16 protein-coding genes and 4 pseudogenes are annotated in these 22981 nt (G+C 52.4%); 14 read left to right on the top strand and 6 right to left on the bottom strand.

Annotated elements, in window-relative coordinates:
- Nucleotides 1-554: 554 nt before the first annotated feature.
- Nucleotides 555-1142, top strand: a pseudogene (locus CXB49_RS00215) (IS5 family transposase); the annotation flags it as partial.
- A gap of 59 nt (nt 1143-1201) precedes the next feature.
- On the opposite strand, the gene CXB49_RS23145 reads toward CXB49_RS00215, so the two are convergent.
- Both CXB49_RS23145 and CXB49_RS00220 read right to left on the bottom strand, forming a co-directional pair.
- Nucleotides 1202-1468, bottom strand: coding sequence for a hypothetical protein (locus CXB49_RS23145; protein ID WP_158300551.1), 267 nt, complete (start codon nt 1466-1468; stop codon nt 1202-1204).
- Between the two features lie 122 nt (nt 1469-1590).
- Nucleotides 1591-1793 (bottom strand): annotated as a pseudogene (locus tag CXB49_RS00220) (transposase); the annotation flags it as partial.
- 687 nt (nt 1794-2480) lie between these two features.
- Between CXB49_RS00220 and CXB49_RS23150 the strand changes: the two are divergent.
- The 10 genes and pseudogenes from CXB49_RS23150 to CXB49_RS00260 all read left to right on the top strand — a co-directional run.
- Nucleotides 2481-4484: a hypothetical protein gene (locus tag CXB49_RS23150; protein ID WP_158300552.1), complete on the top strand. Its 2004-nt coding sequence runs from the start codon at nt 2481-2483 to the stop codon at nt 4482-4484.
- Nucleotides 4485-4648: 164 nt separating this feature from the next.
- Nucleotides 4649-7204: a hypothetical protein gene (locus tag CXB49_RS00225; RefSeq protein WP_158300553.1), complete on the top strand. Its 2556-nt coding sequence runs from the start codon at nt 4649-4651 to the stop codon at nt 7202-7204.
- A 2-nt stretch (nt 7205-7206) separates the two neighbouring features.
- Nucleotides 7207-8250, top strand: a complete 1044-nt coding sequence (locus CXB49_RS23155; protein WP_158300554.1) for a hypothetical protein — start codon at nt 7207-7209, stop codon at nt 8248-8250.
- Between the two features lie 96 nt (nt 8251-8346).
- Nucleotides 8347-10452, top strand: coding sequence for a hypothetical protein (locus tag CXB49_RS00230; RefSeq protein WP_158300555.1), 2106 nt, complete (start codon nt 8347-8349; stop codon nt 10450-10452).
- A 403-nt stretch (nt 10453-10855) separates the two neighbouring features.
- A complete protein-coding gene (locus CXB49_RS00235) occupies nt 10856-13432 on the top strand; it encodes an autotransporter outer membrane beta-barrel domain-containing protein (protein WP_101706545.1) in 2577 nt (858 codons plus the stop codon).
- Nucleotides 13433-13679: 247 nt separating this feature from the next.
- On the top strand, nt 13680-13910 hold the full coding sequence (locus tag CXB49_RS24385) for a transposase (RefSeq protein ID WP_369826588.1): 231 nt from the start codon (nt 13680-13682) through the stop codon (nt 13908-13910).
- Nucleotides 13911-14167: 257 nt separating this feature from the next.
- Nucleotides 14168-14941 carry a BPSS1780 family membrane protein gene (locus CXB49_RS00245; protein ID WP_158300556.1) on the top strand — a complete coding sequence of 258 codons (774 nt, stop codon included), beginning with the start codon at nt 14168-14170 and terminating at the stop codon, nt 14939-14941.
- Nucleotides 14942-15240: 299 nt separating this feature from the next.
- Nucleotides 15241-15498 (top strand): annotated as a pseudogene (locus CXB49_RS00250) (transposase); the annotation flags it as partial.
- Nucleotides 15499-15541: 43 nt separating this feature from the next.
- Nucleotides 15542-16588: an IS630 family transposase gene (locus CXB49_RS00255; RefSeq protein ID WP_101706528.1), complete on the top strand. Its 1047-nt coding sequence runs from the start codon at nt 15542-15544 to the stop codon at nt 16586-16588.
- Between the two features lie 27 nt (nt 16589-16615).
- Nucleotides 16616-17524 (top strand): annotated as a pseudogene (locus tag CXB49_RS00260) (IS3 family transposase); the annotation flags it as partial.
- Between the two features lie 97 nt (nt 17525-17621).
- On the opposite strand, the gene CXB49_RS23160 reads toward CXB49_RS00260, so the two are convergent.
- Both CXB49_RS23160 and CXB49_RS00265 read right to left on the bottom strand, forming a co-directional pair.
- Nucleotides 17622-18707: a hypothetical protein gene (locus tag CXB49_RS23160; RefSeq protein ID WP_158300545.1), complete on the bottom strand. Its 1086-nt coding sequence runs from the start codon at nt 18705-18707 to the stop codon at nt 17622-17624.
- A 194-nt stretch (nt 18708-18901) separates the two neighbouring features.
- On the bottom strand, nt 18902-19456 hold the full coding sequence (locus tag CXB49_RS00265) for an IS3 family transposase (protein ID WP_158300557.1): 555 nt from the start codon (nt 19454-19456) through the stop codon (nt 18902-18904).
- On the opposite strand from CXB49_RS00265, the gene CXB49_RS00270 reads away from it, so the two are divergent.
- The gene (locus tag CXB49_RS00270; protein ID WP_101706533.1) at nt 19437-20474 is read left to right on the top strand and encodes an IS5 family transposase; all 1038 of its coding nucleotides are present in this window, start codon (nt 19437-19439) and stop codon (nt 20472-20474) included. The genes CXB49_RS00265 and CXB49_RS00270 overlap by 20 nt on opposite strands.
- A gap of 85 nt (nt 20475-20559) precedes the next feature.
- Here the strand turns inward: CXB49_RS00270 and CXB49_RS00275 are convergent, their stop codons facing one another.
- Nucleotides 20560-20889: an IS3 family transposase gene (locus tag CXB49_RS00275; protein ID WP_158300558.1), complete on the bottom strand. Its 330-nt coding sequence runs from the start codon at nt 20887-20889 to the stop codon at nt 20560-20562.
- Nucleotides 20890-21008: 119 nt separating this feature from the next.
- Nucleotides 21009-21302 carry a transposase gene (locus tag CXB49_RS00280; protein WP_046158739.1) on the bottom strand — a complete coding sequence of 98 codons (294 nt, stop codon included), beginning with the start codon at nt 21300-21302 and terminating at the stop codon, nt 21009-21011.
- A 52-nt stretch (nt 21303-21354) separates the two neighbouring features.
- Here CXB49_RS00280 and CXB49_RS00285 point away from each other — a divergent pair, with 52 nt between their 5' ends.
- Together CXB49_RS00285 and CXB49_RS00290 are read left to right on the top strand one after the other, a co-directional pair.
- On the top strand, nt 21355-21831 hold the full coding sequence (locus CXB49_RS00285) for an NAD-binding protein (RefSeq protein WP_101706551.1): 477 nt from the start codon (nt 21355-21357) through the stop codon (nt 21829-21831).
- A 691-nt stretch (nt 21832-22522) separates the two neighbouring features.
- Nucleotides 22523-22957: a DoxX family membrane protein gene (locus tag CXB49_RS00290; protein ID WP_101706552.1), complete on the top strand. Its 435-nt coding sequence runs from the start codon at nt 22523-22525 to the stop codon at nt 22955-22957.
- Nucleotides 22958-22981 lie beyond the last annotated feature (24 nt).

The following is a 22981-nucleotide window of genomic DNA, read 5'->3' on the forward strand; positions in this document are numbered from 1 at the left end:
TGCTGTAACGGATTTGTGCAACGAAGCCGATCATTGCAGTAAGATCAATTTGCTAATAATTGAGCAGTGAACGCCACCTGGGTTTAAAAGGATTTATTTAGTTGTAACCAGATTAACTCTTTTTTGGGTTGCTGACGATAGATATCAGAGGAGGGTTGCCAATTTTCTTCGCCAGTACCGCTGATATGTTCCAACCCTGGCCTCCACTCCAGTTCAGACCGATACCCGAGCCGGATAAGGTGGCGAAATTATCGTCGGTAACGAAACTTGGGACGCGGTCAAGGCCGGCCTGATCAACGAAGAGACCGACACGCTGAAGGTCAACGAGATCAAGGGCATCTTCAAGGGTCTGGAAGCCGAGATCGTTCGTGGGGTCAGCTCACGAAACGGAAAAAATAGCATTATAATCCATTGCCATAAATTAGAGGGCACCTCGAAAACCCCCGGAGTACCTGCCCGCTGGTAAAATTACTTTGTCCTGACTCTTGCCGAGCTTGAGCCCGATGAAACCGCGCAACGCCATCAAGAAAGACCTGTTCACCGCCGACCACCAGCATCTCTGCGACAAAGGGCTGATGTTGAAGCAAGGCACCATCGTCGATGCCACCCTGAACCACGCGCCCAGCTCCACCAAGAACGCCCAGGGCGAGCGCGATCCGGACATGCATCAAACCAGGAAGGGCAATCAGTGGTACTTCGGCATGAAGGCCCATATCGGGGTCGATGCCCAGTCCGGGCTGGTGCATCACGTGGCCGGCACCGTCGCCAATGTGGCGGATGTCACGATGGTCGATCAGTTGCTGCACGGCGAGGAAGTCGATGTGTTTGGCGACGCCGGCTTTACTGGCGTACACAAGCGAGCCGAACACCAATCGCGAGCGGTGCGCTGGTGGATTGCCATGAGGCCCGGTCAGCGCAAAGTGCTGACCGATTTTGCAGATGACCAGCAGATCAGCCTGGTCGAAACGGTCAAAGCCAAGGTTCGGGCCAAAGTTGAGCATCCCTTCCGGGTTATCAAGCAGCAGTTTGGCTACCTGAAAACACGCTACCGCGGCTTGAAGAAGAACACCACGCAACTGATGACGTTGTTCGGGCTGGCCAACATCTGGCTGGCGCGAAAGGCCTTGCTGGCGGGGAGCTGAAAGGGCGGATGGCCGGGAATCCGGTCATCCTGGTGGTTGCCGGTCTGAAATCGGTGGATTTATTGCAACCGAAGCCCCCGCGAGAAATTGCATTTCTGTTTGCGCGGCAGGTTGTTCAGACCTTTCCTAGGGTTTTCTTCGATGATTTCTTTTATCGATTCTGGTAAATCACAGAAAGACATAAAATTATAAAAGGTACTTTTACTGACACCATACTCAAGTCGGATAGCTTCGGCATTGGGGTAGTATCCTTCGGCAAGCGCAGCTTTAAGCGCCATTGCCTTGTCATAGTCCGTAAGTTGATTCCTTTCGATATTTGCTACCATCGCCCAGGCGAAACGCATCGCGCGGAGAGAGTTTGTCTCGAATAATAGCTTTGATAGAAACCATGCCAAGGCGATTTTTTATCGCCTTCAGCCGAGTTAATCCCTCGATCATCAGAACAGCTTTTTTGGATGACTTCCTGCAGCATCTGTTTGTCCAGGCACAGGTCGGCGACCATGCGCTTGAGACGGGCGTTCTCTTCTTCCAGTTGTAGAAGGTGGCTTCGGAGACACCCATCTTGCGGCAGACCTCGGCGACGGTGGTGTCGGACTCCGCCTGGCGCAACGCGAAGGCAATCTGCTCTTCGGTAAACTTCGATTTTTTCATGACAAACCTCCTGCCCAGATGGGCTTAAATTTGCCAGGAATTTCTACTTTTCGCCGCTACGTTTTTGCGGGAGAAGGTCATGTGCAACAAAGTCCGATAGAAGCGGTGGCGGCAATATTTTTAAGATTAAGCTTAAATTTCATTTAATTTTTGCATAATTACGAGTTTATATACTAAATTCGAAGTTTGAATTGGCTTTGTTGTACCAAGGAGTCAAATCAAGAATGTCCACATGGTTAGATGTTCAGTTTGGCAGGTGATTTTTATCTGTGGAAATATTTTTATGAGAAATATGGTTGGTATGTTGTCGTTAAATACCATCCCCAAAATCAATATTTTACTCATGTGACGAAATTAAATAGTTCAATTAAATTGACTGAAAAAGTACGTATAAACACGTAAAAAAACATCGAATTTGATATGCCATATGATTTAATGCCGCTTTAAAACATAGTCGATATGAATTTCTTTGCTCTGAGAGATTTAACATTTTGACAAGCCCAACGCTCTGCCGGTTGATTTTGATTTTCCATGATCTAGACTTCTAACGGTCTTGGTTTTTGATTTAGATGGGTGGATTAACCTTACATGTAAAGCAATATGACTTTTTAGGCTTAAGTTTTGCTTTAAATGTCTGAGTATAGAATTTAAAAGTTAACTTTACATTATTATGATGGAGCAAAGATAATGTCTTCCTCCCGACGAAATAATATTTCGCAACAGTTCTGGTTCATCCAGATAGTTGCGATATTGATTGGTTGCCTGGTCTGCAAGCCTGTTCGCGCAGATGACGCCACCACAGGGGCTACGCTGGCCAATCGGCTGACTAGCTTGTATCGGCAGGGTGCCGCTACTTGTGAGGACACCTTACCGCTGTGCGCTGGTCTTTTGATCCGTGAAGTGAGCGCGCTTCCCACCAATGGTAAGACTTGGTATCTGCACGCAGACGCGGCCAGCTCGACCAACCCGTTTACCGCTAAGCCGGATCTGACCGGGCTGGTCTTCCCGGCAGACGCAGGCCAACAAACGACGCGGCCATACTGTGCGTTGCCAGGCGCACCTACAGACGAAAACCGCACCGCCTATGGATGCTGGCCCGCCACGGAAGCAGACCATACCGGGGATTCCGATCGCTCTTCCTGCAGCGATTTGCTGGTGAAGTATGGGGGCGATGTCACCATGAGTAACTGGTTGAAGCGGAACGCTGACAAGCAGCCGGCATGCTCGTTCAGCGTCCAGCACAAAACTGAGTTCCAGCAGGCTTTACTAACCAGTGCTCATCAGTCTGCCCCGCTGTTGTTACCGATGCCTGAATGGCCAGCCTCGGCCCTTGATCCCGCCAACCTGCCCACGCGGGCAGTGGTTTATGCCGCGGGCTCCAATCAAGGCAAAGCCAATGCCGAAACGCTGCAGCAAACCCTAGAGAACGAAGGGGTGCACGTCTTGCGAGTCGCGTTGGATACGGCTAAAGGTGAGTTCCGCTATGAGCCTACCGTGGTGATACCGAGCTTTGATATGTCTGCCTTGCGTAAGTTGATACTAGATGGCACTGACACCAAACTAGATTTTTACCTTTCTGGCACTTCAAACCACCAGTCGCCTACAATCTTTACAAATAACGGTTATCTGCAACTACACCCAGCAACTTCTTTTGGTGTAAGTGGATCTAGAATGCCGGCTTATGGTCTGATAAAGGATGGGAGCCGTACGAAGGGAATATTCTATGTACCAACCCATAACATTACTGACGATGCCAACCTTATATATGCCTTGAAATATCAAGCTACAAAAATGGACACCGATCATCAAGTATATCCCATTTTCAAAATTGATACAGGTGGACAAGACGCCATTTCTCCTACTGGCAGTATAAGCATCATTTCACAAATAAATGTATCTGGGCCTAATCCGTATGCCACCATGGTGGCAAAAATTAAGGAATTGAACATACGCTTCAACAGTAAGATTTCAGGCTGTGGCCTTGATGAGCATGGTGGCAAGAAGCCGGCGTTTTTCTGTTCTGGATTGATCATGCGGTCGACGAATCATATCAGCCCCTTGCCGAATGCGATGGTGGCGTCCCATTATTTTATCCGAGCCGACACGCATACCATAAATCAGTGGGCCGCTTATGTTGGTATCATTTTAAAGCCAACGACGGAACTAGCGAAAAACTGGTTGAAATGCATCTATCCACGTGATGCGGCTACGTGGTTCCCGGGGGCACGTACCAAAGAGAATTACCTGTGTAGCGGCGGCGGCAGCGCCATACCGGCAAATGTGAATGACCCCAGTTCTTGCTCGCATGCTCTTCTGGGCTTGGGCTCCGGCGCAACTGCGGCGGAGTGGGCTGCTGCCTTTCAGAATAAATACCCCTCCACTATGGGAGAGAGTCAATGCAGTTTCAGTGTGCAAGACGCGAATCAATTCGCAGCAGCTATTCAGGTGTCAGGTACCAATGTTGCGAAAAACTTCGGCTACTCTTGGAATGAGTTGATTGTGAAGCCATGGACAGATGCGAGTATCCCAGAAATAGAAGCCATTTTTTGGACTCCGCGGCCTGACAAAAAATTTTATGACGAAGATTTTGATAAGGCCAATGCATTGGCTAATCAATATAAATTGAAAACAAATAAGTTGGTGCCAGTGGTGAAAGTCGATTTATTTAATAACGTTGTGAGTATGCCATAAGGTAGATTGTCAGGTGCTGATCATCGGTGCTGGTGAAATAATTTTTCTTAGTAATATGATGGCATTATGAAGAGGGTCACAGTAAACCGAGAGTGCATCGACGCTGTAGCGCGAAAAGCACATGTAGATATCATTTTCGAATTAGATTGTTTGGAGTGAATGAAATGGGAAAAATTAAATTCAATGACCTCAGTAAATTAACGGTCAAGGACAATGATATTGAAACTTGGATTAGCGAAACACATTATGCAGACGACTGGTTCGTAGGAAAAGACAGTCCTGTTCAGGCGCTTGGATCCCATAATGATGGCGCAGTGTGGAAAAGCGATATTTCCTCTGGTGTTAAATTGTGTCTGAAGGGGATTCCCGGCGAGATTTATGTCACCATCAAACTCGAAAAAGATAATAAGTACACATTTAGGTGGGCTGATTCGAGGGATCACCATGGCAGTGCGTCGGTGCCGGCTGACCAATACACAGTGTACATCAGCCAGACATCTGGGGTATTGCCCAGTAATGCAACGGCGAATTATAAGGCAACTTATACGAGTGCCAAGGAGGGCTGGGGTTCCCCGTCTTTTCCATTTACACCGACAGCTACAGGAACCTATTACCTTTCTTTCAGAGGTGTCAGACAACCAGGTGGCCAAGCCCGTGGTGCGATTATTAGTCAAGTGACTTGCGAAGCAGAAAATACGATATCGGAAAAACTGAACGTCAAGCTGGATACAGGAGCTGAGATCACGCTGAAACAGGGGCAAGCAAATGATCAGCCAATATTGATGCATCTAGTGAACGAGCATGGGGGGGGCGTCGGGGATGCCCATCTTGTGCTGACGTTAGAGAATGGGGATGCCCAGGTGATGTTTAACGTCGAGGGCAATCCGCAGCAGCAAAAATTTACGACGGATAGCGACGGAGGGCTGGTGGGTAATTTCACGCTGCGTAAGGAGCAGCTGAAGGCGGGCACCAAAATTGGTGGTGCCAAATTGCATGTGTCAATGAATAGCGAACTGATTGGCACGGTGAATATTCGCGTGGTAGCAAGCACGGCATGGGCGCTGGTAGCCGACCCGACGACAGTGACGGTTGACGTAAGCGGCAGCAAGGACGTGAAGCTAATCCTGAAAGAAGATGGGATAGGCAAGATAGGCGAGGTGCTGGAGGTCGATATCGATAAAGAAAATATCTCCGGTGAGAAAACGCTGAAAACAGACACCGATGGAGTGGCGACGCTTAAGCTGGGAGGAAAAATCCCGGGTACAGCCACTGTCACGGTCACCCACACGCGTTCGAAGGCCCAGGCTATCGTGAAGGTGGAAGTCACTGCGGTGACCGGCAAACATTATACCCTCAAACCAGAGCCGGCCACGCTGAAGGTGGAACTCAGCACCCAGAAGGATTTTAAGGTCGTGGTCTGGGACAACAGCAAGAACCAGGCGGCGGGCCGGGGGATAGCCGTGACAGTGACGGTCGATTCCAAAGATCTTAAAGATCTTAAAGTGGGGCCGAATACGGATCAGACCACCGATACGAAAACGACCGATGACCAAGGCGAGGTTACTTTTACTTTTGCGGGCACTAAACCGGAAACCACCACCCTGACCCTGAGCGCCAGCGACGCTGAAGAAGTTAAGATTCCACTCTCAGTGGGCGTCAGTTCGACTTTGTACCTGATCCAATCCGATAAACCAGCGGTTTCCATCTTGGCTGGGCAAACCATTGCCAATGCCCCCATCCACATTAGTGTGGTGCCGCATGACGGGGATGCGCCGAAAATAGTGCACTTCAACATCATTAAAACCGGCCTGTTCGTCATGGTAAAGGCGAAGGACGCGATTTGGCGGACTCACGGTGACATCGTGCTCGATAAAAATGGCAATGGCATTATTGACGAGATTCGAGCAGCAAATATCACAGAAAAGACATATCAAATCGACTTGACCGCTACTGACGCAAAGCCGATCTCAATACCCGTGACCGTGCAGTCGCTAATGCTGAACGTACAGCCCGCAAGCACAGATGCAAATCCGTTAAGCCTGCCGGGAGCTGGTCAGGATCCGATGCCAATCACCTCCGGCATGACTGGATGCGTTGTCATGGTTTCGCTAGCAGAGACTCATCCTCTAAAACCCGCACCGGTAGGGACCGAGGTCGATTTCGTGATAGTCAATCCTTCCAGCGCATCGAATTTAGCACAATTCGTACTTGCTGGGGGAGCATTAGACTTGAAGGCGTCTGGGCAGGTTAAGAGTGAAACTGGGCTGATTGCCTTGCCAACTTTCAAGCTTACCAACAGCCAGCTTGGGCATTTCCATATCGATGTGTATGCGAAAGGCCAGACAATACCGGCCGGACACTTCTATTTTTTGGTTAGAGAAGCACAGCCTATCGTAAAGATTGAATTTGATGCGGAGAAGCATACTGGCACAGGCGGCTATCCTTTTTCCCCCGGATATGTGGTGGCATATGTCAACGATCACGAGAGAGTTCCGGCTATGCCAGGGGAGGGGAGGGTGAACTTCACCATTGAAGGGCCTAATACGTATTATTTCACCGGCAGTGAGCCCCATTCTCAAACGGCATCGGTGTTGATCGGCCGTGGTGGGCGAGCAGTTATTCCTCAAATCACGCTTGAGACGGCTGCCGGAAGCTTTACGATTCTTGCGTCTTCTGGGAATGCCAAGGCCACTAAGTCCAATCCGTACGAGGTGGATTAATGATGGCAGACGATCTCAATGTGCGTTACCACCTGTCTATAGTAAATGAGTACCCGCCAACACTGCCTGAACCTGAGGAAACGACCAAGTTGATGTTTAAGGTTCTGGATATGAGCGATGGGGCCAGTGCACCCGGTGTTGGGGTCTCAGTGGCATTCACCCTTCATTTTCTGGATAAACTGACTTTCCAGGAAGGAAAAACACCGGCAGTGGCATTGCTTGAAACTGGCTCATGGGCACAAGGTGTGGTTACCGAGTCTGATCGAAATGGTCTGGCTACAGCCTATCTGAAGCAGGGGGCGTTAAATGTTGATGTTAATCTGGAGGTGAACATCCCTCCATTCACTGATACTTTGCGTGATCAGAAATTTCACCTCAAGTCAAAAACGGTTGTGCCAAAGGTAGATGTTAAAAAACTGGTTCTAGTCAGTGGGGACCGGCAATTTACGACACTGGATGGAGAGCCGTTTCATATCCTTGAGGTTCAGGCGTTGGGCGAAAAAAACGTGCCGCTTGAGAAGGCAAATATTCAGTTTCAAGTGCAGGGAAGTACGGGGAGCCAGACGGCGACTGCAGAGCCCACCAAATCAGATGGTAAAACACATGTTCTGCTGACAAAAGGGACGGTCCCTGGCGTTTTTACCGTTACGGCTAACAGTGGCAGCGCTGAGCCCGTGGTTTTTCATCTTGCATTGGGTCCAAACTATACAGATCTGGAAATATGGGTAAGTTCCCCCATTAGTATTTCATCCCATTTTATGGTGGTAGATTGTCCGGCGAAGATTCGGACGAAGGGACAAGCAGACGGATGGCCTTATGCCCATGGGCAAGTGTCTCTCATCAGTCCTGAGATCAGATTGGTACCAAATAGTTTACCTCCAGACAGGGAGTTAATCTCTGGCGACAAGGGTGAGCTGTTGGTCATCAATACCACGCATGCGCCACAGTTTACTGCTGTCGCTAAATCTGGTAGTGCTCGTGCCCAATTCATTATGATGGCGGGTGGCAAGCCACTACTAGGCACTGCAACATTTAAGATTACTTAACAAGATGAATGTGCTGTCATGATTTGAGTTGGTCTGCTGGACGAATAAAGGAAAGCAGGCCGGTTTGTGGTTGTTTCAACTTTTGGAGTCAATGATATGTCTGTAATTGCTACGAGTCCCGACCAAGATCACTTGGCGCTGGATGGAACTAAAAAATTTGGGGCCGTCTGGATCAGCCATACGGCTTCTCCTTCTACGGTGTGGGCTGGCGAGCTTGCAGCAGAAAAAGGAACCGACGTATCGGTGTTTCGGCTGACCGGTGGTGCTCCCTCTTGGACGAAGCATGAGAAGGTGGCACTGCCGTACCCATCATATGCGAAGAAGGCGAGTGATCAGACAGCCCCTTGGGTCTCAGGTATTGTGGTGGACCAAAAAAATCAGGTCTGGATAAGTGATTACCAGAATGGTGTACTGTACCGTATTGATGGAAGTCAGACGACTCTGCCGCCGGAAGCGACGATTATTTATAGCGAGCTTAATGCTCAATTTGTTGATATTGCGCTACAGGCGGACAGTAAGGGCCAACGAGTGTGGGTGCTCGATTCAGATAAGGCCACACTTTACGCGTTTGAATTGGAGGCAAAGGCCACTAGCAATCCTGCAAAAAAGATTATATTGCGTTCGAATTCTACTGCTGATCACGTTGCCTATGATGTGGATACCAACACACTCTGGGTGACGGTCAGGGACAATCAGGATGACAAGTATTCGTTATGCTCTATAAATGTGGCTGAGGACATGCCGACTCCCCATTTTTATGATGTGGAGGCTGGAATTGTGGCTCCTAAGATGATCAAGTCCGGGGGCAAGGGGGGGCGCCTTTATCTGGGTACCGGGACAGGCAAGGTAGTTTGCTACGATATCAGCGGTGGCGCAGCTAAGCAGCCGAGTAAGGTGTGGGAAACGCCAGTCCTGAAAAATGGCTCTGACGCGATCTCTGTCGAGTATTTGGAGGTGGATGCCGCCGGATATATTTGGTTTGGGGACAGCAGCAATGAAACCCACCCAGGCGTGATCTATGGGTTGGAGCCTGAGCGCGGTGAGCTGCAGGCCCAATTCAACTTGAAAAATGTGACTAGCACCGTCCAGCCGATGGGGCTTGCCTGGGACCCGGCATCGGACTATCTGTTAGTTAGCGATGACAATCCAAATGGTGGCCTTGTTTGGGTGAGCTTGAAGGATGCCGGTCCAATTGACAAGGATGGCAAGGCAAAGTACACACTGGCCTTCGAGCCGCTAGAAGGCAGCGCTGTGGCAAAGGCTGTTTTTGGCCCCATTACGCTGAAGGCTACTTTCGAAGCGAAACCCTTGGCCGTTCCTGTCATGCTGAGCATTGACGATAAGAGCCTTGCTAAGCTCACGTCTACCCCAGCGTCGACATCGGTGCCGACCGGAGGACTGGTCATTAAGGATCTGACCGCAGAGGATCAAGCAGGCAAAACGTTTGTATTGACAGCGTCGGGTCGCGGGAATCTCCAGGGTAAATTTAAGGGGATGATTGATTTTAATATTAAACAACTGGATTTTAGTCCTAACAAAAAGCGTTATGCACAACAAGGAGATGACTTCCCTATTGATGCTGATACGCCAGTACTGAAGTCAGATCCTGCTGACCTTAAGGCACAGGTCAAACTTAAAGTAACCGGTGGGATATTCCCTACGGTGAGCAAGGATGAATCGGATATGAAAATCGGGGAAAAAATTCCTGCCGTTAAGGCAGGGAAAAAGGCCGGGGATCTTGTGATTACCGCGACCGCTCAGAATGGTAAACAGGCAGTTCTTACCTGGAAGGTATTGGCTACGCCGACAGAGACACAGGGTCGGGCGGCGATTACATTTAACCGTCACAGTATTCCAACGCAGGCGAAGGATTACCCGTATCACCTGATGGGACACGAGGACTCCACCAACCCAAGTAGCAAATTGATAGGGGTTGGACCATGGAGCGTGCGAGTCACCATTGATCCAGCGGTGAGCGGTGTCAAATTCAAAGCCGGCGCATCGGTAAAGATGGATTCTGCTGGACAATGGATTGAATTAATGTCTGCGGAAGATACTGGATTGGTAAATATCCCGTATGAAAAACTTGAAATAAGTACTGCAGTCTCTCACCTAAGGCTCACTATCCGTGCTAATACCAAGCGAGAAGGTGGGGGGGTGGATAGCTTGGCGCCATTAGACGTGCCCATTAAGATACAGTAACCCTGGTAGAGAAGCGATCAGACTTCGGTATATGACAGTGTTCAAGAAAGGCTTCATTGACGTAATGGGGCCTTTTTATCTATGCAATTTTGTGCATCTTACAGTGAGAATTTTGCCGTTATGATTTTGGCAGAGCGGTACAGATGCCATGCCATTGGCATTAATATGCAAATAATATATAATTTAAATTATCAATATGCCATACAAAATAAGACAAATCTGAAAATAGCGCTTTTAAACCTTGTTCTTCCTAAGACAGTTAGACTTCGGAGCTTCTTTGATAAATAGTGCTTTGATTATGATAGACAAAGGCTTTGAAAAAGAAGCGCATTTGATTGTGCGTCGATCCCATACGGCTTTCCAAGTGAATGGAAGAAAAATTTCTTTTTAGGAGGATGTGCTTATGCAATTGGTTCCCTATCGTTTAACCGTGCTTGCCTCTCTGGTTCTGGCATTGGGTAGTGCCGGGTTGCCTGTCCCCGCGGCAGCAGGGCCAATTACCGTGTCGTCAGGGACAACAACGCTAGATGGATCTGTCGATCATTCAAATGACTATGTTCGCATGACTGGCGGCACCCTACAGATTCAGTCCGGCACCAACCTTGGGATGTCGGCGCTTAATTCGACGGGCGGCCTGAATACCTCGGTTGAATCCTCAGGAGGCCAGGTCAATATTCAGGGCGGTGCTCAGTTTGCAGGTGGGCTGACTTTCACCAATAGCTCAACTGCAAATGTAGGCGTTGGGGGAAGCGGGCAAGCGACTATTACCGGCCTTGCCGGGTATGGTAACGCTGCCGTGTCTTTGGATCAGGTAACGGTAACGGGGACGACCGCGGATAGCACAGCCCCGGTCACTTTGCAGGGCTCAAGTTTTGTGTCGACGACTGCCAACACCACCATTACGTCGGTAGGCCCTCATGACGCGGTAGATCTGGGAGATACGTCAAGTATGGAACTCAATGGTTCGCACTTGAATAGTGATCTCAGTGGGATACTTATTTCGGATCAAGCGTCCGCCACCTTAAACAATGTCACTATCAATGCGAAAGGTGACGGAGTATGGACGGAAGGTGGTGTCACTAAAATTTCTAACAGTATAGTAAACGTTTCCAATACGTTACCAAGTTCTAACTCCCCGATTACTGGGATTAATGGGGTTGGGTTGGTTACACAGGGGCGTTTTAACAATCAAAATCCAACCGTCACGGTGAACAACTCTCAGATCACGGTAAGCCAAGGTAATGGGAGCGCTACCGCTGGTCTCGCTCTGGTGGCCGATGATTACACAGCCCCAGTAACAACGGTCAATAATTCGATAGTCCGTGCAGATGGATATGGGGCTGTTTTTGGTGTGGATCCTCTCTATAATAATCCGGGGACCGGGGTCAGCACGCTAAATCTCAGTAATTCTGTTCTGCAGGCTAACAAGAATGCAGCCATCTGGGTGCAGTCTAATAGTCAGGCCAATGTCAATATTCAGAATAGTCAGTTGCTGCCTGGTAATGGGGTGGTGCTGCAGACGGATGCAGGTAGTACAACAAATTTGGCTGTGACGAATTCGATGGTGAGTGGCAATGTGGTAAACAATGGTGGTAATACGAACCTAACATTGAACGCTAATGGGGTCTGGAAGGGGACGATGCAGAATGTTTCCAGTCTGACACTCAACCCCTCTAGCAATTGGGTGCTGACGAATTCCTCCACACTCAATCAACTGAATAACAATGGTCGAATTGACCTATCTGGAACTCAAGGCAATCAACAGACGTTGACGGTGACGGCGCTGAATGGCAAAGGAACGTTTGGTCTGAATACAGATATTGCTGGTCAGCAATCTGATAAGTTGGCGGTTTCTGGTCAAGGTCAAGCTAATGGTCTGTTTTCTTTGGACGTCAAGGCCCAGGGTGCCAGCCCAGCTACCAAGGGGCCGATCACCGTGGTGAAAACCAATGGTGGCCCTGCACAGTTTCAGCTAACTAATGGCATGGTTGACCTGGGGGCATATCGCTACGGTTTGCAGCAAAATGGCATGAATTGGAATTTGGTACCACTGAAGAATGGGAACTATTACAGTTCGTCGGCAACATCGGTTTTGAATCTGGTATCAACGTCTCCGACCATTTGGTATGGGCAAGTTCGCACGTTGCAGTCCAGGTTTGGGGAGCTGCGCTTTGAAGAGGACCATGGTGGTGTGTGGGCCAGACCGTATGCTAGTGATTATAGAGTAGATGGGGCGGCTAACAGTACTTTTGAGCAGAAACAAGCAGGTATTGCGATGGGCGCCGATAAGGGCTTCACACTGGGAAGTGGCAAAGCCTATCTGGGGGGGGTCTTTAATTATAGTGCATCCTCCTTGGACAACAATGCTGGAGCCACCGGTGATGTCGATGCCTACTCTTTGGGTGCGTATGGTGTATGGTTGGCACCAAATGGCTTTTACCTGCATGGCTTGGTCACTCTGAACCAGTATCACAACAGGGGTGAAGCTACGATGAGTAATGGTGTGAATACGGCTGGCACTTATCATCAGAACGGTGTGGGCGCATCCGTTGAAGCTGGCAAACGTTTTCAGTTGCAAAAGGACTGGTTTGTTCAGCCCTATGTGCAGGTCGCTGGGGTACGCATGAATGGTGCGACCGTAGCGTTGGATAATGGTATGCAAGCCCAATCAAACCACGTTGAATCGCTGCAGGGAAGTGTTGGTACTAGCTTTGGAAAATTATTGCATACTGCTAGTGGAGGCACGGTCGAGCCTTATGTTCGCTTGGCTGTAACGCATGAGTTTGTGGAAAATAATACAGTGATAATTAATGGCTCGGCGTTTGATGCTAACTTGAATGGATCGCGTGTGGAATTAGGGCTTGGCGCATCGGGACAAATCAATAAACACCTAAGTGCCCATATTGATTATTCTTATGCGAAAGGACCTGTCATAGAGAAGCCATACATGATCGATGCAGGGCTTCGTTATCAATGGTGATATATTTTTGATTGAAATATTTGAAAATATTACTAGCTGTTTTATACGTAAAGACTTGGATTTTATCTGAAAGTTAGAACTTGCCGAGAGATGGGGTTGCCCGTTCGTAGAGATGAGAATATTTCTTGGACCGCGTACAAGCGCAGGAGTAACCCCATGGTAAGTTTGGACCAGAGGGTGTCAGAAACCTCGACATGCCTGGGCTCTGCCACCTTGGCGGCCTAAAGTCGATCAGCCGGTACTTCGACTGGCTGGTCGGCCACCGTTTTTAATCAAAGCGAGAGTAAGAATTCTTGTCCTGAAGCGGCTGTATAACCTATTCAACGAAAAAAAAGAATATCAACGGCTCGACCGGATGAGCTACCAGCGTTTCTACCGGCCAAGCCAGACAGTCAATATCCCCAACCATACCACAATCTGGACCTTAGAAAACCAGATTGGCGAAGTCGGTGCTGAGTCGTTGACAGTTTCTCATTGAGGGGCTATATCGCACGCTGCGGTCGGAATCATCGACGCTAGTGCCTATGCCAAAGCAGCTCAGAAACAGAGATAAGAAGGATGTGTTCGATCAGGGCACAAGTCCCACCGATTAGAAACCCGCCAAGCGGCGTCTGAAGGGCCTGGTTACAACCTGAAGCGATTGGAATTTTTCCGAAAAACCAGAATCGTGGCCTTCTGAGCCCGAAAATGGGTAGGGACCACGGCTTTAAGCGGCGGCCCGTCGCAAAATACGAAGTGAACGCGATCTACGCGCGTGCTCGATCAAAACCGGAGAACCTCGTGCAGCAGCTCCCTGCCCACCGCAAAGTTAGCGCCACCCAAGGCTGGCGCTGGTTCATCAACGCCTTGCAAATCGTGCGTCAGCAACCGTTGGCCTGGGGAGCAATGACTCTGTTCTATCTGTTGATCCTGGGTGCACTCAGCGTGATACCAGTGTTCGGTGATCTGGTCAGCGCACTGATCACCCCGCTGTTCGCCGCCGGCTTTGTGTTGGCCGCTGACAAATCCGAGCGTGGCAATAAGCTGGAGTTGTCTGATCTGTTCACCGCCTTCGGGCAGATACCGGGGCCGCTATTGTTACTGGGTGCGATGATCTCCGGCCTGATGCTGATTTTGATCGTGTTTGCCGTGGCGATGGGTGTATCCGGCGCCCTGATAGGCGGCCTGTTTGGCAAGGCGCTCGGGACGACCGCATCGGTCACCGCAAGTGGTGGAGGCGTCGTTAGTCTGGGCGTACTGGCTCTTATCGGGGGAGTATTGGTGGGCATGGCCTACTGGTTTGCGCCGACGTTGATTACGTTGAATTGCATCACTCCCTGGCAGGGGCTGTGCCTCAGTTTGAAGGCTTGCCTAAGCAACTGGCTGCCGCTCTTGGTAGTTAGCTTAGTGTTGGGCGTTAGCTGCCTGGTAGCGTTGCTACCGCTAGGTTTGGGGCTGCTGCTATGGATTCCGGTGGCCTTTGTTACCGTTTATACCGGCTGGCGAGACGTGTTCGCTGAGCGGCAGTAAGTCGCTTATATGGTTCACAAGTAAGCGTCCGCCCGCCTTCTCAAACAGCTTAATTGTAACGACTTGCATACCTGCTTTCCAGGCGATTTCCGGCCAGGAATCATTGCAAGCAACCTGCCAGGCCAGCATTAGCTGCAACTGAGACTGCATTTCACCGCACAGGACTGCATTCCATTGCGGCTGGCCAGGATTATCTGAAACTATCCCGGCTGGCTTCGATTAAGTGTGAATGTGTAGTGGTCTAATAAATCCGGACACCAACTTAGGTGGTACAGTCACCACCTCAACCAAGGTGATCCATGAGCAGAGCACGTCGTACTTTCAGCCCCGAATTCAAACTTGAAGCCGCCCGCCTCGTTCTCGAGCAAGGCCACTCCGTTCGCCAGGCCTGCCAGGCCATTGGCGTTGGCGAAACGGTTCTGCGTCGCTGGATTGCGCAACTGCAGCAGGAGACGCAAGGCATCACGCCACGCAGCAAAGCCTTGACGCCCGATCAACAGCGCATTCAGGAGTCGGAGGCCCGCGTCCGGCGGCTGGAGCTGGAGAAGTCGCTGTTATTAATCCGGCAGTAATAATCCGTACAGATTGTATACTTCCGGCATGGAAAAAATCGATGTGCGCAAGCTTGAACTGGCCGCCCGTGAGCAGCTGAGGCGTACCGCTATCCGGATGTACAAGCGAGGCCGGTCTCAAGCCAGTATTGCCGAAGAACTCGGGCTGCGCCGCCCCACCATTTCCGCCTGGGTGGTGCGTGAGGCAGCACTAGGTGCGCAGGGATTCAAAGAACAGAAGCGCGGTCGCGCCGAAGGCACCGGCCGTCGGCTGACCGAGGCGCAGGAAGCCCGGATCAAGCAGGACATCGTGGATCGCACGCCAGACCAGATGAAGCTGAGGTTTGCCCTGTGGAGTGCTCAGGCGGTCAAGGCTGTAATCAAGCAGATGTTTCTGATCGATCTGCCGATCCGTACTGTCCGTCTGTACTTGGCCCGCTGGGGCTTTACGCCGCAGCGCCCGCTCAAACGCGCTTATGAGCAGCGACCGGCAGCAGTCGAGAAATGGCTCAAGGAGGAATACCCGGCTATCGTCGCGCGTGCCAAAGCGGAAATGGCTGAAATCAGCTGGGGCGACGAATCGGCGGTGTCGAGTGTTGAGCACTTTCCGCGTGGCTACGCCCCAAAAGGCCAAACCCCAGTTCTGGTGTTATCCCAATCGAAAAGAGCGCGCATCAACTTGATTTCGGCCATTACCAACCAAGGCAAGATGCGCTTCATGCTGTACCGGGAGACCTTGACGGCCCGGGTGCTGATCAAGTTTCTGATGCGGCTGATCCGTGATGCTGGCGGCAAGAAGGTGTTCTTGATCCTCGACAACTTGCGCGTGCATCACAGCAAGCTGGTGCAAGCATGGTTGGAGGAGGAAGAGAACAAGAAGGCGATTGAGTTGTTCTTCCTGCCCAGCTACTCACCGGAACTGAACCCGGATGAATACTTGAACGGCGACCTGAAGGCCAGAATGAGCGCAGGTGAGCCGGTTCGATCAGACGGTCAACTTCAAGGGAAAGTGCTGTCCCATTTACGCTCATTGCAGAAGCAGCCGGCCAGAATCCGGTCGTACTTCCGGCATGAAAAAATCCGCTACGCGGCATGAGCTTTCTGTACGGTATTTGACTGCCGGATTAATAAAAAAGGCTACGGCGCTCTTAATGTCCGACGACGTCAAACTTACGCGTTGGTAGACCAGTTAAGCGAGCAAGCGCCTGTTGATGTGGTCTGTGGCCTATTTGGCATCAGTCGTTCCGCTTTCTATGACTGGAAGCGCCGCCCTCGGCGCGTCGATGTCGCCAGGCTCAAACTCCGCAGCACATTACGCGAACTGTTCGTTGCAAGCCGGGAGTCGGCAGGCAGCTGCTCGCTTGTCACCTTGCTGGCCCAGGCGGGATGGAAGGCGGGACGCTATCTCGTCAGAAAGCTGATGCGGGAATGCCATCTGCGCAGCAAGCAACCCGGGCACAGCAAGCGAGTGTTGAGCGAGGAGAAACCCGACATTCCAAACCGCCTGAATCGGCAGTTTTATCCGGATGCGCCGAATCAAATCTGGTGCGGCGACATCACGTATATCTGGGCCGGTGGCCGTTGGTGTTACCTGGCGGTAGTGCTGGATTTGTTCGCTCGCCGGGTGGTGGGCTGGGCGATGAGCGAGAGACCAGATGCAGACCTAGTCATTCGCGCGCTTGAGCATGCCTATGAACAACGTGGCCGCCCCCATCGGGTGCTGTTTCACTCCGATCAGGGCAGCCAATATGGCAGCGTGAAATTCCGTCAGCGGCTTTGGCGTTATCAGATGGAGCAAAGTATGAGCCGTCGGGGCAATTGCTGGGACAACTCCCCGATGGAGCGGCTGTTTCGGAGTGTGAAGACTGAGAGGATGCCAGAGGCAGGTTACGGGTCACTGACGGCCGCGCGACGGGACGTCGGCGACTATCTGATGAACTGGTACAACTGGCGGCGTCCCCATCGTCACAATGCTGGTTTGCCGCCGGCAGTCCGGGAAGCGCAACTTAACAAACTGTCCGGGAATGGTTGACCACTACAGGAGGCGTCCATACCATCTAACAAAATTCAGTTTTACGTCTGAGGCAAGTCGGCCAGCGCAGCATCAAGATTTTTGTTAGCCACTCTAATTACTGGCATTTATCCCTGTATACAACGGCTACCGGCAGAGTCTGGTCCTCCATGGTCAGGACCAGAGGGGCTGTCGTTGGCGTGCTTCTCTTTTTCATGTTGACATACCAGCAATAGTCAGGGCGACCTTCTTTGATACTGACCGTTACAGACTCCCCTTTCATGTAACGATAGGCTACCCCCCCAGCAGCCTTCCCCTGAGGGGCAGCAGACGTGGTTATATTGCGACTCGATATTTCAATGCTCCCTTTATCGTATTTTTCATCGCCGCTCATTGGGTCAGACATGACCAGATCAAATTCATTCGACAGAGGAGCAGGATAACGGTAATGCGGGTTAGAAAAATACTCAAGATTGTGGGTCGTAGCATTCTGTTTAAAGGCCCCTTTTATATATTCTGCCCGAACCCCTCCAGGGAAGACAATCGTGTCGTGGCCCTTTTTTTGAATATCTTGTGGAGCCGTGGTATCTGGTAGGTGATGGAGGCTTCCGTTGTTTACGGTTTTATTTGCAGGGTCAAAAATTATCAGACCCTGATTGATACCACCTGGAGCATCAATGATAAAACCAACGCCTCCTCCGGCAACACCATAACCTTTACCAAAAATATAATATGCATTATATCCTGTATTAACGAGTCCAGAATTATGATTGCTGATGCCACTGAATGCCAGTAGCTCCCCATCATACTTCCAGGGATAAATTCCCTCAACAAAGATATCGCTAACGTCTCTGCCCTTACCGGCACTGCCGCCACGGAACTGTGGCCTGCTGTCGGTTCGCCAGTAAATATTGGTTGTATTCAGTTTTCCGTCGTTAAAGCGTCGCCCGTCTATCTCGCTCAGATCCGTGCAGGTGCTGAGCGTTGTGCTTAGCCAGTCTTTGTACCAGAACTGATTGACATAACTGCTGGCGGAAACATGTCCCTGTTGTATCAGCCTGTTTAGCCAGGACGGCACAGTGCCTCTGGATGGCTGACACTCCACCGGATACTGTTCAGGCTTAAGGCTGTCTTCCGCTACTGTTCCGCCAGCGACAAAACACAATGCGAAGCCACAGAGCATTTTTATACACTTACTTTTCATTTATCACCTCATCTCATGAATAAACTGAACATTCAAGCAGTGACCCCATTCCCAGGGCCCTCAGAGACAAAATTTTGGCGACTTCCCGCTTACAACCCCATATTGACCCTAGCCTATCAAGTCCGGCAGATGCAAGATGTTCGACAAGACGACGCTGGCGAGCTTGGTCTGTCCCACTCCCCATGGACAGAGGGTTAAGCGCTAAGCTCTGAGCGGCGGCGTTCGAACTCAACCGGGGTCAGATACCCCAGGGTCGAATGACGTCGTTGGTGATTGTAAAAACGGATGTAATCAAACACATCTGTACGCGCCTCCTCGTAGCTCCGGTAGTGGGTCAGATAAACACGTTCCGATTTCAGTGAACGGAAGAAGCTCTCCATCGCTGCATTATCCCAGCAGTTCCCGGCGCGGGAGTGGCTCGGTACTATCCCATGCCGTTTCAGCAACGCCTGGTAGTCAAAGGCACAGTACTGACTCCCGCGGTCCGAATGCAGAATTACCTCTCCTGAAGGCTGGCGACGCGCCACTGCCATCGTCAGGGCAGCATGCACCAGTTCTTGCTGCATTCGATGATGCATGGCCCAGCCCACTATCGCCCGGGAGTACAGGTCGAGTACCACCGCCAAGTACAGCCACCCTTCACCGGTTCGGATGGGCACCTCGAAAAACCCCGGGGTGCCCTCAGCTGGTAAAATTATACCGTCCAGACTCTTGCCGAGCTTGAGCCCGATGAAACCACGCAACGCCATCAAGAAAGACCTGTTCGCCGCCGACCACCACCGGCAGAAGATCGACCACCTGGGCGACCCTCTGGTCGAGATCGAGAAGCACATCAACTTTGCCGCCTTGGCGGCCGAGGTCGATCGGGTCGCGCCTCGGCCAGTCAGCCAGCAGGGCGGCCGCCCGCCGTTTCCGACCGAAACGATGGTGCGGATTCTGGTCCTCAAGCGGCTGTACAACCTGTCCGATGAACAAATGGAGTATCAACTGCTCGACCGGATGAGTTATCAGCGTTTCTGTGGGCTGGGCCAGGCGGTCAACATCCCTGACCGCACCACGATTTGGACCTTCGAGAATCGGATCGGCGAAACCGGGGCCCGTGCACTGTTCGATGGCGTGTCAGCACAATTGCTCAAGCAAGGCTATATCGCGCGCGGCGGCCAAATCATCGACGCGACGTTGGTGCCAGCGCCGAAGCAGCACAACAGCAGCGACGAGAAGATGCTGCTCGATCAGGGCGCAACGCCGGCCGATTGGAAACCCGCGAAGCGGCGCCAGAAGGACCAGGATGCCAGCTGGACCAAAAAGCACGGCAAATCCTACTTTGGCTACAAACTGTCGGTGAACGTCGACAACAAATACAAGCTGATCCGCAAGTTCAAAACTGATACGGCCAGTACGCATGACAGCCAGCATTTCGACAACGTCTTCGATACCAGCAATACAAGCCGGGATGTTTACGCCGACCGAGGCTATCCGTCCGAGGCCCGTGGAGCGCAGCTTGCCCAAGACAGATTTCGGAATCGGATTCAGCGAAAGGGGCACGCCAACAAGCCGCTGTCCGAGTGCCAGCAGCAGCGCAACCACCGCATCGCCAAGGTTCGTGCCCGTGTCGAACACGTGTTCGCCATGATTGATCAGATGGGAGGCAAGTTGGTCCGCACAATTGGCCAACCGCGCGCGAACTTTGCGCTGACGATGATGGCGACCTGTTACAACCTAAAGCGCTTGGTGTTCCTCCGGAAAGCCGGAATCGTGGCCTTCTGACGCCCGAAATGGGCTGAATCGCTGCGTTGAGCGGTGATCCGTTGCAGAAAACGATCCGAATATGGCCGCAAGCGTCATGCTGTTGTTAGGCTTGCTGAAAAGCTTGGGTTATTCGAGATGCCCGGATATAGGTCATGTCCGACACCCAGCGCTGATTGATGTCGCCGCCAGCAGCAAAGTGTCGCTGCAGCAAATTGGGCGCCACGGGTAGAAGGTGTTGACCACCGCTCGCGGGTCTCCAACGTTTACGCGCTCTAACCCTGATACCGTTTCGCCGCATCAAGTCCGCGATGCGATGTCGCCCGCAGACGAAGCCCTGTGCAAGAAGTTCGGCATGGATACGCCGATGGCCATAAATACCGTTGACCTCGGCATGCACCAGCCGGATTTCGCGCAGTAGTTGTCGGTTCGCCATCTCTCGCGCCGAAGGTGGGCGGTGTAGCCACGCATAGTAGCCACTGCGGGACACACGAAACAGTTGGCACATCGGGGCTACCGGGTAGCGGCCCGACAGAGCGTGAATCGCGCGGAATTTCACTTCGTGGGTTGCGAGAAGATGGCAAGCGCCTTTTTTAGGACATCGCGCTCCATGGTAACGCGGGCCAGCTCATCCCGCAGTCGCTTGAGCTCGGCGGCTTCACCGGTCTGTTTGCCTCGGCCAGGGAAGGCATCTGGTCCGGCGTCTTGGAGCTGACGCTTCCACTTGCCCAGCAGCGACTCGGTAATGTCGAAGGCTTGGGCAACATGCCGTAACGGGGTGCCGGCAAGTACCTGCTCAACCGCTTCGCGCTTGAGGGCCTCCGGGAAAGTACGTCTGGTCTTGGTCATGAACACTGCTCCTTGGTGGGGATTATCCACCTTAAGTTAGTGTCCACGGGGAATGGGACAGACCAAGTTGCTGATGCTGGCATCCGGACCGCAGTCGTGTCGCGAGCAGGCGCAAGCGGTATTCGACGCGATCAGCCGTCGCACCATCTGGGTGTCGGAGCAGCCGGGCGACGCCAGCCGGCTGAAGCTGGCTTTGAACAGCTGGGCGTTGGCCTTGACCCACGGCGCGGCGGAAAGTCTGGCGCTGGCGCGCGGCTTGGGCCTGGATCCGGCGCTGGTGCTGGACGCGGTGGCCGGCGGCCCGCTTGACAGTCTCTATTTGCAAGCCAAGGGCAAGGCGATGCTGGCTGGCGATTACACGGTCAGCTTCACCGTGGACAACGCGGCTAAGGATGCGGAGCTGATCCTGGCGGCGGCGGCCGAGGCCGGGGTGGAGCTGGATTGTGCGGCGGCGGGCCTGCGGCGCTTCCAGCGCGCGATGGACGCCGGCCACGGCGACAAGGACATGGCGGCGTCCTTCCTGGTCTGAGTGTGAAAAGCCGCCGGGGCTGACGGCGCGGCGGCGACGCTCAGTTGTCTCCATCGTCGGCCTCTTCGTCCACATGATCGAGCCGGCTGGTGTCGCGCTGCTCGATCTTCTGCTTCAGCGGGTCCGCTTTGACCGCCGACTGCTGCAACCTGGCTGCCGAGCGACGGTTCCGGCAGGCCGTCGATGCGTACCGGATCCTCCTTGATCGCGGTGGAGGTCGGCTCGGTGATGTTTTGGGGGCGCCGACCTCTTTGTCCTTTCCCGCCGGACCAGCCCGGGCGGCGAAGGGGCCAGGCATGCGGTGTGCCGGCCCTGTTGGCATCCCGTCGCGCGGGCAGTTTTCCCCGCGGGGGACTTTCGTTCTGGTTGAAATAATTCAATTTCAACTGTTTCAATCATTTCGTTCAAGTGCTATGCTGTTGGCCATCTGCTGTCGGCGCATGGTTTTGTCAAACGTCTCTTGCCGAGAGCGACACTGCGGCGAGCCGCTTTGGGCGCCCTGCATCCGGCAGAAAACGGCCGATGCCGCAAAAGATCGTGAACAGGCTCTAAGAGCCGCTAACAAAACCTCGCAGAGAACCTGAGCCAAGGCGCGCCGACGCAGGCAGTACCAGTCGTACGACAAGGAGGCGCAACGCAGGATCAGGGGTTTTGTTAGCGGGTCTAAGCGCCTGCAATCGTCGAGGTGACCATGAGCATTTCCCAAGCCTCTCAGCAATCATCTGTCGGCCTTGTCGCCGGGCGCGCCTTGCTGGCGCTGTTGTTCCTGGTCGCCGGCCTGCTCAAGCTGGCCAATTTCGCCGGCGTCGCAGGCAGGCTGGCCGCGATGGGCCTGCCTTTCGCGTCGCTGTTCACCGTCGCGGCCATCTGTCTCGAGATAGGTTGCGGCAGCGCGCTGGCATACGGCTGGCGCGTGTCCTGGGCCGCGCGCCTGCTCGCCTTGTTCCTGATTCCCGCCACCGTGATGTTCCACGCCTTCTGGTCGGCGGAGTCTCCGGCCGAGTTCAGCAATCAGCTGAATCATTTCCTGAAGAATCTCGCGCTGATCGGCGCCTTGTGGTTCGTCGCGTCGAGTTCCGCGGCGCAGGCGAGCCGTTCCGCCGACGCGGGGGTGCGGCCGATGTGAAACGCGCGCTGCGGCGCCGGCTTC

Source organism: Chromobacterium sp. ATCC 53434 (assembly GCF_002848345.1).
Lineage (GTDB): Bacteria > Pseudomonadota > Gammaproteobacteria > Burkholderiales > Chromobacteriaceae > Chromobacterium.